At 50.2% G+C, this 13,556-nt stretch carries 10 protein-coding genes; 6 read left to right on the top strand and 4 right to left on the bottom strand.

The genetic code is table 11. The features are described 5' to 3' along the window. Positions 1-51: 51 nt before the first annotated feature. On the top strand, positions 52-801 hold the full coding sequence (locus H6624_19100) for a M23 family metallopeptidase (GenBank protein ID MCB9086456.1): 750 nt from the start codon (positions 52-54) through the stop codon (positions 799-801). Here H6624_19100 and H6624_19095 read toward each other — a convergent pair. After that, positions 689-1,102 (bottom strand): DUF721 domain-containing protein, encoded by a 414-nt coding sequence (locus H6624_19095; protein ID MCB9086455.1) that lies wholly within the window; start codon positions 1,100-1,102, stop codon positions 689-691. The two genes, H6624_19100 and H6624_19095, sit on opposite strands and share 113 nt — an antisense overlap. Positions 1,103-1,119: 17 nt before the next feature. On the opposite strand from H6624_19095, the gene trmFO reads away from it, so the two are divergent. Together trmFO and H6624_19085 are read left to right on the top strand one after the other, a co-directional pair. Continuing rightward, the gene (trmFO, locus tag H6624_19090; GenBank protein ID MCB9086454.1) at positions 1,120-2,511 is read left to right on the top strand and encodes a methylenetetrahydrofolate--tRNA-(uracil(54)-C(5))-methyltransferase (FADH(2)-oxidizing) TrmFO; all 1,392 of its coding nucleotides are present in this window, start codon (positions 1,120-1,122) and stop codon (positions 2,509-2,511) included. Positions 2,512-2,682: 171 nt separating this feature from the next. After that, positions 2,683-5,274 (top strand): DKNYY domain-containing protein, encoded by a 2,592-nt coding sequence (locus H6624_19085; protein MCB9086453.1) that lies wholly within the window; start codon positions 2,683-2,685, stop codon positions 5,272-5,274. A gap of 23 nt (positions 5,275-5,297) precedes the next feature. Here the strand turns inward: H6624_19085 and glmS are convergent, their stop codons facing one another. Together glmS and glmU are read right to left on the bottom strand one after the other, a co-directional pair. Further along, positions 5,298-7,184 (bottom strand): glutamine--fructose-6-phosphate transaminase (isomerizing), encoded by a 1,887-nt coding sequence (gene glmS / locus H6624_19080; GenBank protein ID MCB9086452.1) that lies wholly within the window; start codon positions 7,182-7,184, stop codon positions 5,298-5,300. Positions 7,185-7,187: 3 nt separating this feature from the next. Beyond that, positions 7,188-8,612 carry a bifunctional UDP-N-acetylglucosamine diphosphorylase/glucosamine-1-phosphate N-acetyltransferase GlmU gene (glmU, locus tag H6624_19075; GenBank protein MCB9086451.1) on the bottom strand — a complete coding sequence of 475 codons (1,425 nt, stop codon included), beginning with the start codon at positions 8,610-8,612 and terminating at the stop codon, positions 7,188-7,190. Positions 8,613-8,669: 57 nt separating this feature from the next. Between glmU and H6624_19070 the strand changes: the two genes are divergently transcribed. From H6624_19070 to H6624_19060, 3 genes are all read left to right on the top strand, one after another. Beyond that, positions 8,670-9,359, top strand: coding sequence for a DUF2817 domain-containing protein (locus H6624_19070; GenBank protein ID MCB9086450.1), 690 nt, complete (start codon positions 8,670-8,672; stop codon positions 9,357-9,359). Positions 9,360-9,363: 4 nt separating this feature from the next. Beyond that, a complete protein-coding gene (locus tag H6624_19065) occupies positions 9,364-11,277 on the top strand; it encodes an ATP-binding protein (GenBank protein MCB9086449.1) in 1,914 nt (637 codons plus the stop codon). A 195-nt stretch (positions 11,278-11,472) separates the two neighbouring features. Next, positions 11,473-12,870, top strand: a complete 1,398-nt coding sequence (locus H6624_19060; protein ID MCB9086448.1) for a sigma-54-dependent Fis family transcriptional regulator — start codon at positions 11,473-11,475, stop codon at positions 12,868-12,870. Positions 12,871-12,940: 70 nt separating this feature from the next. Here the strand turns inward: H6624_19060 and H6624_19055 are convergent, their stop codons facing one another. Further along, a complete protein-coding gene (locus tag H6624_19055) occupies positions 12,941-13,531 on the bottom strand; it encodes a hypothetical protein (protein MCB9086447.1) in 591 nt (196 codons plus the stop codon). Between the last annotated feature and the right edge of the window lie 25 nt (positions 13,532-13,556).

The raw sequence follows: 13,556 nt of genomic DNA, 5'->3' as shown, positions 1-13,556 counted from the left end.
CGGTGGGAACTACCAGCCACCATCAAGCCAGGTGAAATCCTCACTATTCCGATGAGCAAAAACCTTGGTGTCCCCCGTATAAATGGGGAGTCCTTTACGGTGTCGCCAAAGGGTGATCGTTGGTGGGGAATCGCTGGGCTGACTGATGCCAAGGCAACGGTGATTTACGGAGAATCCAGATCTCCCCAATCCTTCTCAGCCTTTCACAAAACAGTCAGCTATTATCGAGCCTATATTCCGGTGGAAAACCCAGAGCTGGCAAAGGCCTCAAAGCTGAGGATTCCCAGCAGTACTTGGAAGAAAATGAATGACAAGTTTGCCCCGCAAAAAAAACACGAACGGGATCTTATGGCGAATATTCTTTCCCAGCGAGCTGGAGACCCGCCAACCAAGTGCTTTCGTCCGCCCCTGGATTCAAAAATTGTTTCCCGCTTTGCCTCTCCTCGCACTTTGCCCAACGGCCGCTCCTACCATCACACTGGGGTGGATCTTCGGGCCGCCAGCGGCACACCTATCATGGCAATGGCCATGGGGCGGGTCAGCTACGCCAACCCAATGATTGTTCCTGGGAATGTAGTCGTTCTCAATCATGGCGGCGGATTGTTTTCCCGGTATATGCATTTGAGCAAGATCAAGGTGAAAGAAGGCGATGTGGTTAAGGCCGGGGAAATCGTTGGCCTTTCAGGAGCTACCGGCCGTGTGGAGGCTCCCCATCTCCATTGGGAGGTGATTTGGAAAGGTAATCACGCAGACCCTTTTCACTTTCTTCAACAGTGGGAACAGCTTTGCGATCAGTCGTAAAGCGTAAATTTTTGACCCACCTTCGGCCTAAGTGATTGTTTATTCGATCAATCATCGCCTTTTTTACGTAATGGAGATCCTGCATCCGCGCCGGGTGATCGACCCAAATGATAAGGATTCCGCCCTGATAGCCCACAGGACAGGTGTTTTGCGACAGGGAGTCGCCGACCACTCGGGGCCATTGACGCCACAGACGCCAGCGTTGAAATTGGTCAGAAAGACCCGACTTGCCATTGGCCAAAAGACTTTGTAGGACATCAGCAGCGGTTTCGAGCCGTCCATTGCGATTTTTATCACCCATACCTGGAAAGGCCTACCATGAGCCCTGGGACACAGCAAATTCATATTGTCGGCGCTGGCCTGGCTGGAAGTGAATGTGCTTACCAGTTGGCCCATATGGGTTACTCTGTCGTCCTGCATGAAATGCGTGAAAAGACGACGACTCCAGCTCACAAGACCGGCCTATTTGCTGAATTGGTGTGCTCCAATTCATTTGGCAGCCAGACGGACTATTCTGCTCCGGGCCAACTGAAGTGGGAGGCTGACCGTCTCAACTCACTCATACTGCGAGTTGCCGAGGATACAGCCATTCCTGCCGGGATGGCCCTGGGCGTGGATCGGCAGCGATTTGCGCAAAAGATTACTGATATTATTCATCATCATCCGCGCATCCAGATTGTCAATGAAGTGGTAGAGAGCTTTGAGCAAATTCCCCGTCCGGCTGTCATTGCCACAGGCCCCTTGACTCATTCGAAACTCGCAGAAGCCATGGCTCAGCACTTTGATGAAGAGTTTTTGTACTTCTTTGATGCCATTGCTCCTGTGTTGGACACCGACAGCCTCAACATGGACATCATTTGGCGAGGCGACCGCTGGGGCAAGGGAACCGGTGATTACCTCAATTGCCCACTCAACAAAGAGCAGTACGAAAACCTGATTCGAGAAATTCACAGCGCGCGAAAAGTGGAACCAAAGGAATTTGAGAATGTTCCCTACTTTGAAGGCTGTATGCCCATTGAGGTAATGGCTGAAAGAGGAACGGAGACCTTGCGCTATGGTCCCCTTTCGCCGAAGGGATTGCCCAACCCACGGAGCAGCGAAAGACCCTATGCCGTCGTGCAATTGCGCCAGGACAATCGAGAAGGAACAGCCTACAACATGGTGGGGTTTCAAACTAAGATGGCCTACCCGGAGCAGCAGCGGGTCTTCAGAATGATCCCTGGTCTTGAAGAGGCTGAATTTTTGAAGCTAGGTAGCATGCACCGAAATCTCTACATCAACTCCCCTCGTCGACTCACACCATGGCTTTCCAGCCGCAAGGATCCTGATCTTTACTTTGCTGGTCAAATCACCGGTGTAGAGGGATACTTTGAATCCACTTGTATGGGATTGATGGTTGCCCATTTTATTCATGATCAATTGAATGGCCGAGCTGCCAACTTACCACCACGGACCACAGCCATTGGCTCGCTTCTTCACGCCCTCGGTGAGGACAAGGATAACTTCCAGCCGACCAACATCAACTTTGGTTTGCTTCCAGACGTTGAGGTTCCACGCATCAAGGGAAAAAGGCGTAATCGCCGTGAACTCAAAAGGGGCAAGCAAATCCAACGGGCCCGTTTTGATTTGACTCAGTGGCTGGCTGAGAAAAAGCCTTGGGTGCTGCCACCCAGGCCCACACGCCCACTGCCCGGCGCCCATTTGTTCTAAGAGGTACCTTTTAATTTTCATTGGCGGCCCCCTTTACGAAACAACTGTTGCGACCGATTCGTCTATAAATTGAAGAACAAATGGCCGGGGTATTCTCAACAGCGACTCAGACTGAGACAGATTGAATCCACGAGGCTGGCTCTGACTCCAATCCTGCAAATGGGGGCGAATGTGCAAAAATCTCTCATCCTTTCCGGGCTCTTCGTTATTGGCCTTGCGACACTCCTGGCATTTCAAAACTGCGGAAAAGGATATGTGGCCACAAAGCTGGAAAGCAACAGTTCTGGGCCCGGTGGCCTTACTCAAGTTGGCCCTCAAGAGTCGTATGGAGCCATACTCAAGAGTTACTCTGAGGAGCACTGCGGTGAGGACCTGTGGGTGGTCAATGGGCACGGCTACCACGTCAGGGAGAACTCACACTTACCGAATGGGAAGGGAGTCTTCTACTACGACCGATGGATGCCACAGGCAGATCCCGAAACATTCCGAGCTTTCAACGACTCATTTGCCCGAGATAAAGATTACCTCTATTCACAGGAGCACACGCTTGAAACATTGAATCCTGGTGATGTTGCCGAGTCCTACCCAGGGGGTTACTACCTCAAGCTCCATGGGCCTGACCTCATATTTTACGATGGCGAGATCCTTCATGGGGACTTCGAGACGTTCGTCTTCATGCCAGGTGAAGAGGATGAGGCCGTTGACCGCTATGGGGTTTACAATGGCACCCGGCTCACCCATGACTCCCGGTTTGCATCACTCGGACAGCCCGGAAGCGATTTGACTTATGTCGGCGGGGGCTATTTTCGTCGGGGAGACACAATATATTTTTACCAAGGCCTGGATGAATTCCCGATTTACGAAGCCGATCCAGACTCCTTTCGAGGCCCGGTTGGATCCTATTTATCTGTGGCCATTGATAAAAACTATGTCTATTACCAGGATTATGTCATTTTTGACTCGGGACTCGGTAAGATTGAAACTCTAGGTAGCGGAGTAGAAGGCCTGTGGACCAACGGGAAAGATGTGTTCTATTGGGATGAACGGGCGGGACCTTTTTCAGGATACGCCAATCTAGGTTTTGGTTATTCCCGGGTAGGCCGCACATTCTATCGCGGGGATGATGATGTTCGATACAATCCGGACCCCGAAACATTTAAGCCTCTTTCATCCTATATCGCGGTCGACAAGGACAGAGTATGGAGCCGAGATAGAACCATCGATGGAGCAACTCCAGACATGGTTACTAAGGCTGAGGGCGCCCTGAGCGTCATCAACGATACCATTCGATTTGGATACTACACGGTCTCTGGCCCCTCTCCTCAGACCGTCAGATGTCTCACCCCAGATTCAGTTCTCGCGGATGCCACTGGATTCTACACCACATCTGGAAACGCCATTCAGAATACTAATGCCTTCGATCCCAAAAAGACCAAGTCAGTCGGCGGGGCAATCTTTTACGACGACATTAAAATGACCAATATGCCTTCAGGCAACACCAATTCGACAACAGTCGTGCGCTCCGGGCCGGTAGCCGATATTGTAGATCCCAATTGGACAGCCCTCAATTATATCCACCGAGTTGAGAGTGGCAATGTTGTTAATGGTAATGAAGTCCTTGGCCCATTAAGTGACCTCGTCGACGTGACGGGAGATCTTGAACTCGTCTATGGCAATAAACTCTATTACGGGCGGTCCATTGGAAGCTCTAGTCCCATTGAGATTAAGTCCATAGACCTCTTGGGCGACATCTCCCCCCGATTTTACCTGGGGCAATTCGTTCGCCTGGGCGATCAGGTTTTCTGGATAGGAAATTGGGAAGATGGTCCTCTCTCCGTCAGCGATTCCCATAGCTTTGTACCCATTAGCGACAATCTTTGGTACGACAACAGTCAAGTCTACTATGATCAAGATGTGGCGGACGGGGTGGCTCCAGTTTCGGTCCGCCAGTTTTCATCCTCCTATTGGTCTGCTGGTAACAAACTTTATTACCAGATCACTGAAGTCACCGGTGGTGACCCTACAACATTTCACTATGTCGGTGCCACCTATGGAGCTGACAAAAATCAATTATATTGCATGGAAAAGGTCGTAAACGGTATCGATCCCAACTCGTTCAAGTCATTCAGAAGTGGCTACTATTTTGATAACGACTCGGTTGTCTATGGATGTAACGTTCTCACCGGCGAGGACCCGCAAAATTTCAAGTACCTGTCTGGAAATTATTATGGTGGAACCAGCATCTACTATAATGGAACTCTATTAGCCAACTCGGATCCCTCAACGTTTACCCAAGTCCCCACTTCCTCCTATTACTATAAGGACAAGAATAACGTCTACTATTATGGGGTGACCCTAGCTGGTGCCGACCCGGCGCAATTCACCCTAATCAGCGGGTATCTAGCTAAAGATGACGATCAGGTGTTTGTTCGATCAAATCCCATTGCAGATGAAACTAGTACCAACATGACCTTTCTGCAAAAAGTGAGTGTCAACTATTACCTGCTCGTTGGTGTAAAAGTCTACTGGTATGGGAGTGGCAATCTCACCCTCGTCACTGCCGATAGCGGATCAATTCAAAATTTGAATGGATTGTTTTACAAGGATGCGACAAAGGTCTTCTACCAAACAACCCACCTTGTGGATGCAGATGCCGCGACTTTCACCGTCGACACAAGCGGAATTTACGCCAAAGACGGATCTGGAAATTGTTACGTGAATTCATCCAAGGTCACCTGTACCAGTCTACCCCCATTTTCATAGATAAGCGGTACCTTGTGCGACTTTTATTCCACGGTTACAGATTTGGCCAGGTTGCGGGGTTGATCGACGTCGTGGCCGAGGCTTGAGGCCACGTGATAGGCAAGCAATTGGAGAGGAATCACTTCCAAAAGCGGGTTCACCATCCAGGGGGCCTCGGGTAATGCCAGGTAATGCTCGGACACTCGTCTGAGCTTCTCATCCTCACCCGTGCCGATGGAAATAATCTTGCCGCCACGGGCTTTGGCCTCTTCCAAATTACTGATGGTTTTTTCCTGTAAATCATCCTGTGGAGCCAGCATCACCACAGCCATGCGCTCGTCAATAAGAGCCAGTGGACCGTGCTTCATTTCACCCGCGGCATAGCCTTCGGCGTGCATATAAGCCAGCTCTTTTAGTTTTAAGGCACCCTCCATCGCCATGGGGTAACTCACGCCCCGACCCATATAGAGAAAACCCTTGTGTTGCTTCAAGGTATCGGCGGCCTCGGCAAACCACTGATTGTAGGCAAGAACATTCTCCATCTGACTTGGAGCAGCCTGAAGAGCTTCGACATTCTCCCTAATTTGATTCGCGGCAAGGCATCCTCTCTCCTGCCCTAAAGCGAGGGCCAGCACATTAAGTAAAGCCATTGTCGAAACCAACGCCTTGGTACTGGCCACCCCAATTTCAACACCGGCGTTCATGTACATGTGCCCATCCGCCTCACGATCAATGGAGGAATTCATGACATTACAAATACTCAGTGTCCGGGTGCCCATCTCCTTGGCCATACGGAGCGCCGCCAAGGTGTCCGCCGTCTCACCACTCTGGGAAATCACAATCAAAAGTGAATTTTTAGGCAACACCGGGTGCCTATAGCGAAACTCACTGGCCAGGTCCACTTCCACCGGCACTTGGGCCAATCGTTCGATCAGATACTCACCTGTCATGGCTGCGTAATAACTTGTTCCGCAGGCAACGACAAACACCCTCTCGATTTCACACAAAGTCTTGCGGGTGATTTGCCAGTCCTTGTTTTCGTCGATGGATGCAAGATCCTCAACCGCGACACCGGAAAAACCTACTCGATTGAGCTGAATCTCTTTGGTCACCAGATTTACATGTGGCGCGATGGCCGAAGCTACAGCGCGAGGTTGCTCAAAAATCTCCTTCAACATGAAGTGTGGGTAGCCCTGTTTTTCAGCCTGTTCCGGACTCCACTCAATGTGAATCGGTTTAACGGGAAGATCTTTCCCATCGGGACTGGTCAGGCGAAACTCCGCCCCTGTTACCTCTAAGACCTCATGATCTTTCAAAAATACTACATCTTTTGTGTAGGGAAGAAGGGCTTGCACATCACTAGCAATCACCACCTCGTCCTGGCCCTTCCCCACAACCAAGGGTGGGCCGTTTTTAAAAGCCACCAGGACATCGGGTTCGTCCTTTGAAACTGCCAAAATAGAATAGGCACCACGCAACTGAGGCAAGACCTTTAACACCGACTGGTAAAGGCTTTGACTCTTGGCCACTTCCCGGGCCAGAAGGTGAACCACCAGTTCTGAGTCCGTATCCGAGTCAAAGGTGGCCCCTTTTTTTGCAAGCTCTTCCCTAAGCTCCGCGTAGTTTTCAATGATGCCATTGTGAACTAGGCTCACTCCTCCCACGCAATGGGGATGGGCATTTCTCTCGCTCGGGGGACCATGAGTCGCCCAGCGGGTATGACCAATCCCAAGGCGGCCATCAAAGGATTCGTCTTTAACCTTCTTTTCCAAATTGACCAATTTACCTTCGGCTCTAACTCTCTTGAATTCTCCACCGTCTAAAATTGCGACTCCTGCAGAATCGTATCCCCGGTATTCAAGACTCTTTAATCCGTTTAACAGAACGACTTTCGGATCACGGTGACCCAAATATCCGACGATTCCACACATGATCTATTCCTTCCGTGATGATGGGGCCACCTCGTCAGGTCCCACGGGAGTAACCACATTCGAAGTGCCCGCGGGCTTGTAGTTCTCCTTGATGATCTGTTTGCCACGAGCCACAGCCAGGGCTCCGGCTGGAACATTCTTGGTAATAGTTGATCCTGAAGCAACAACGGCGCCATCACCAACTTCCACCGGGGCAATAAACTGAGTGTCGCTGCCAATAAAGGCGTTCTTGCCAATGATGGTTTTGTACTTCTTGCGATCAACAGCATAATTACAGGTAATGGTTCCACATCCAATATTGGTATCTTCGCCAATTTCTGCATCACCAAGGTAGGTCAGGTGAGATGCTTTGGCGCGATCACCAAACTTCACTTTCTTCAGCTCAACAAAATTCCCAATTCGTGCATCAACCCCAACTTCACTTCCCGGACGGATGTGAGCATAAGGGCCAAGCTGAGCCTTTTCCTTAATCACGGCTTCCTGCAAATAACAGCCAGCTCTCACCTGAACTGAATCTCCCAACTCACAGCGATTGATCACCGAATTTGGCTCCAATACACAGAAGCGGCCAACCTGCGCAGGCCCTTTAATTAGGACTCCTGGATAGACTACGGTGCCTTCACCGATCTCCACGTCGTCTTCAATGTAAGTGACTTTTGGATCAACCATCATCACACCTGATTCCATCAATTGACGAGCTTTACGACGAAAAATGTAACCCGTTGCTTTTGCCAACTCTTCCTGGCTGTTGACTCCAAAGGCCATTTTGCGACTGGCCCGCAAAGTTCCCACAGAAGAACCACCCTTTAGACCCAATGAAATAATATCTGTAAGGTAAAACTCGCCTTGCGCATTCTCACTCTTAATCTGAGGCAAGTACTCGTTGAGAACTTCGGACCTAATGAGGTAAACACCAGTGTTGATTTCACAAATTTGCTTGGTATCATGGGAGGCATCTTTCTCTTCAACGATGGCCTTGATGGTGTCATTTTGCCTGACGATGCGTCCGAAGCCCTTGGGGTTGGGCACAACCGCTGTTACAACACACAGGTCATAGTTGGACTCGTCAAACTCGCTCACCAGGGCTCGAATTTCATCAGCTTCAATCAAGGGATGATCGCCGTTAAGAATAAGAACTGTACCTTCCAGACTTTCCGGCTGGGCTGCTCTGACCGCGTCCGCTGTTCCCATTTGCTCCTTCTGGTGAAAGGAGCAAGCTCCAAGGGGCTCGATCACCTGCTTCACCAGGTTCTCACCGAAACCAAGAACGGCCCGGATTTCTTTAGCGCCTGCCTTTTTAACCTCACCCACAATTCGACTAATCATGGGGTGGCCTGCGACCGGGTGTAAAACCTTAGGCAAAGGAGACTTCATTCGTGTCCCTTTACCCGCTGCCAATAGAATGGTGGAAAATCCCTTTTTTGCCATGTATTCTTGTTATGATCGACTCTGTGAAAGGTCAAGAAAGGACTGTGTGTTAGAGACATGTCTTTAGTGGTTCAAGATTGGGCCCACTCCGCTAGTGGCCGCAACATCCAATTGCATCACTCCGTTCCACTTTCTGAACTAGAAAGGCTGAGACCCCTACTCTTTGTCGGTGGGGTGCACGGAGATGAACCTGAAGGAATTGCTCTGGCCAAAAAACTACTCGCGTGGCTAAAAAACAACACTGTACAGTCTCATAATCCCTGGCTCCTGATCGAATGTATTAACCCTGATGGAGAAGCGACCAAGCAAAGAACCAACGGCAATGGTGTGGATTTGAATCGCAATTTCCCCTCGCGGGATTGGTCTTCAGAGTCCAAGGGACAGCGCTATTATCCTGGCCCCAATCCTGGAAGTGAACCCGAGGTTCAGGCTCTTGTCGCTCTCGCTCTCAAGTACCGCCCTCGCTTGATCGTGCATTTCCACTCTTGGAAACCTGGAGTTATATTCGCTGGGGACCCCACTCACCCCGCACCTGGCTATCTCGCCCAAAGTTCAGGCTACCCTATTCAGCCCGATATCGGCTATCCCACACCAGGAAGTCTGGGACAGTGGGGATGGCTGGACCAAGGGATACCTGTCATCTGTACTGAAGAAGCTGAAGGTGCATCGGCTGACGAAACCTGGACCCGCTTCGGACCGGGATTGCAAAAGATCTTTGAGCAGGAGATTCCTCTTCCCGTAAAATAAAAGCATGGCGACGGATATACGCTCCAGCGTTTTACTCACCGGTGGCGGCAGTCATTTACAGGGTCCTCTTGGCGCCGATTGGGTACCTGACTTGATTCAGGCCGAACCTCAACTAAAAGAACACCACTATTGGGTGGTGGTGCTCGTGGCCAGGGATCAGGAGCTTCCTCTGTTGAGTAGAATTCTCGATGAACTTCGCAAGGACGCCCCAGAGACAAAGGTCATCCTCATCAACGAAGGCCTGTCGATAACCAATCTGAAAAAACTGATTAACCGAAACCACCCCTTTAAAATTCTTATTGGCTTCCGTGAGGATCTTCTCCCTGATTTGGTTACTCAAGCTCTTGAAGAGTTTCAACTGACGCGCCAGAATTCCGATCTGCTCAACCTCGTTCACGATCAAAATGAGCGATTAAAAAAACTCAATAAAGAGTTGGAAGTCAAAGTTGAAAAGAGACAAAAGTATCTCTCTCGCGCCCGAGAGCGGGTCTTGCGAACCAACCTGCAAGTTGAGGCCCTTCATGGGGCCCTCCTCGCCATTCACCAGGCCCAAAGTGTCAGTGAAATGGAGAGGCATCTGAATGAGGCGCTTGCCAAACACCTGCAATTGAGCTGGACACGCATACTGTTTTCCTCGCAAAGCAGTCTTTTGGGGAACGATCAGTTTTCTGCCTCTGGCTCTATACGGGTCTATAAAGCACCCTTGCACATTGGCAAAAAGAGGTCTGGATCGATTTGCTTTGCCCGCCCAATTGAGAAACCCGACTTTGGCGGTGACGAAATCGACTTCTGCAATCAGATTGCTGAAACCGTGGCTCTCGCCATTGATCGACTAAAAACTCTTGAACAAACACGCAGCCTGAAGGCCCAGTGGGAAGCCACCTTTGATGCGATTGCCGAGCCCCTGTGTATTACCGATAGCCAATACAAAGTGATTCGCATGAACCGCGCCTATATGATCTCCTCGGGACGCCCTTACAATGAACTTCTTGGCAAAGATTGTTTTGAAGCTTTAAGCGGCCGCAAGGCCCCAGAGGATGTCCAGAGTGGACAAGTACAGCGCTGGGAGGTTTTTCCGACTAACGACAAGGACCGACAGGTGTGGGACATTTCCCAAAAACCTCTGTCATTACGATCCAATCCGGACAAGGTTAGAATCCTATTCTTTCGTAACGTTACCGACCAGCTAAGAATGGAACGGCAGGTTCTGGAAGGGGCAAAGATGGCTGAATTGGGAACCATTGGCAGCAGCATTGCTCATGAACTCAATAATCCTCTTGGTGGCATCATGTCCTTTTTACAGCTAATCCGCATGGACCTCGATCCGGACTCCGAAATCAAAGAGGATATCGAGGCCATGGAAGAGGCCGCTCGGCGGTGCAAGGAAATCGTAGAAAACCTTCTCGGCTTTGCCCGCTGGGATGGGGCCTCTGACAGCCAGACGTTTGACCTCGGTGACGTGATCACCCAGGCGGTTAGAATTATGGAGCTACAGACGCGAAGCCAGGGAATCACGCTCAAAGCCCAGATCCCGGAGGAGTCCTGTCAAATAAAAGGACAACCCTCACACCTGAGCCAGGCCCTGCGCAATCTCCTGCAAAATTCAATAGATGCGGTGACAGAAAAGATGATCCAGGACCCTGGATACCCCGGCTGTATTGATGTTCGTCTGATCGCAGAAAGGAATTCCTATCAGATCAATATAGATGACAACGGCCCTGGTATTCCCAGTAAAGATCAACAAAAGATTTTTAACCCCCTCTATTCCACCAAAAGTACGGGCCATAATCCAGGCTTAGGATTGACGGTCGCGTTTACAATCATATCGGACCATGGGGGAGTTCTGGAAATTTCTTCCCAGCCAGGCACTGGTACTTCGGCAAGGATTTCCCTGAAACGTCCAGATTTAAAGGCTTAGAGCCAAGTTTTTGACTGCAAAATTTGACACTGCCAAATCTTCAGCCTTAACATGATCCTAGTAGAACGTTGGTTCGCCTAAGTGCAAGACGACGATTCCAAGCAAATTCACAAGAGACAACAGCTTGCAAAGTATGAGTGGCACAATAATGCATCTCAAGGATTGAGGTGACTAAAAACCAAGGAAGGGAGCGGAATGCAAGCGCGAAGAATCCTTATAGTTGACGATGAAACAAGTCTTCGTACAGCCCTGTTCAGGGCTTTGGACCGAAGGGGATACCAGGTTATTACAGCCTCCAGCTGTTCTGAGGCTGAAAGCTTCTCACAGTCAGATACGCCGCTAGACTTAGCTCTTGTCGATTTGCGTTTGCCCGATGGCGATGGCATTGAGCTTATGACCAAGCTGCAAATGTATCAGCCTCAGCTTCAAGTCATCATCCTCACTGGCTTTGGAACTATTGAACTTGCCGTGGAGGCGACCCAAAAGGGCGCCTACCACTTTGTCAGCAAGCCCTTTAATCTGGATGAAATTCTCTCGCTGATCGATAAGGCCCTTCAACACAAGGAGCTTGAGGCGGAGAACCATCAACTTAAGTCCGCCCTGCACAAGAAATACCGATTCGACAATATCATTGGTCAAAGTGACGAGATACTTTCGGTCCTCAATCTCATCGAAAGAGTAGCCGAGTCCGACTCCACGGTTCTCATAACTGGAGAAAGTGGAACCGGAAAGGAATTGGTAGCGAAGGCCATTCATTTCAACTCACCTCGGGCCACCAAGCCATTTATCCCAATTAATTGCGGAGCTATCCCCAGCGAGCTTTTGGAGAGTGAGCTTTTTGGTCACGTCAAAGGAGCCTTCACGGGAGCTATCGCCAATCGCATAGGACGATTTGAAATGGCCGAGGGCGGGACTCTGTTTCTGGATGAGATTGGCGATATGAGTGCCAACCTGCAGGTAAAGCTCCTGCGCGTGCTACAAGAGAGAACTTTTGAGCCAGTGGGAAGCACAAAGACCATCACCGCCAACGTGCGAGTCGTGGCGGCTACTAATGCTAATTTGGAAAAGGCGGTGGAGGAAGGACGCTTTCGCGAGGACCTTTACTATCGGCTCAATGTGATCCCTATTGGCATCCCCTCTCTTCGTGAGCGCCGCTCCGATATTCCACTCCTAGTCCACCATTTCATGGAGCAATTCAATAAAGGCAGAGAGAGAAAACTCTCTGGAATGGCTCCCGAGGCCATGGAAGTGCTTTACTCCTATCCCTGGCCGGGAAACATCCGTGAGTTGGAGAACTTGGTCGAACGCCTAACGATTCTGAAGGGCGAGGGCATTGTGGGCCTGAGCGACTTGCCCATAAAGTACCAAAGCCGTGGCAGCGTGCAAACCAATCCGGAGAAGATTGAAATTCCCGAATCAGGAATGGACTTCAATTCTGCGGTCGATGGTTTCGAAAATGCCCTCATCTTGCGGGCCTTAGAAAAGACTGGCTGGAACCGAAATCAGGCAGCCATCTTGCTGAGATTGAATCGAACCACGCTGGTCGAGAAGATTAAAAAGAAGGGCCTGGCTCCGCCAGAAGCATCGGCGTGATTTTGATAAGGCCATCCATGGCCTGTTAGCGCCCGTTTCCTTCCTGGAAGCAAGTTTGATTTTAAGAGAATTAAAATACCCAGCGCAGAGACAACAGATCTTTTGTCTCTCCTGGCACGTCCGAGTGGTTAAAAACCAGGGTCGTGGCCGGGTCCAGTGACTTAGTCATTTCGAAGTCCAGATTACTATTGTCGATTCGGTAGGCCAGTTTTGCATTCACATAACCTTCATAGTTCACAGCTGCAACGGTCTCTGCAGCTTTCACCTGAAAGCGAACCCTGTGTTTCACATCCGAACCGTCGGGCCTGAAGGTTACCTGAGTGTTCATGGACTCATTGATAGTGTAGGCCGCATAGCCAACGCTGGTTTTGCGCAACTCAGGTGACTCCAGTAGTGTTCCTACACTATGAGTGAGAATGCGGGTGGCAACGTAGGTCTCGTCCGAACTGGCTGCGATGTTGACGGGAATATATAGTTCCGTCTGAATGCGGGCCAGTTCTTCTTTGGGTCGGATCTTTTCGATGGCACTCAGATCCAACTCAATCCCTGCTTCGTGAGGAAGTACAAACGGATTTCTGACCGCTGCCCACAACCCTGTAGGCATAGCCATTAAGGCGATGCTGACAATTAAAATGGATTTCTTGAAAACCTTGAATTTCATGCTCTTATTCCCGGTCTCATCTTGA

The sequence above is a fragment of the Pseudobdellovibrionaceae bacterium genome, assembly GCA_020635075.1.
Taxonomy (GTDB): Bacteria; Bdellovibrionota; Bdellovibrionia; order Bdellovibrionales; family UBA1609; genus JADZEO01.
The sequence above is the reverse complement of the archived record's forward strand: the minus strand, read 5'-3'. Positions and strand labels throughout refer to the sequence as shown.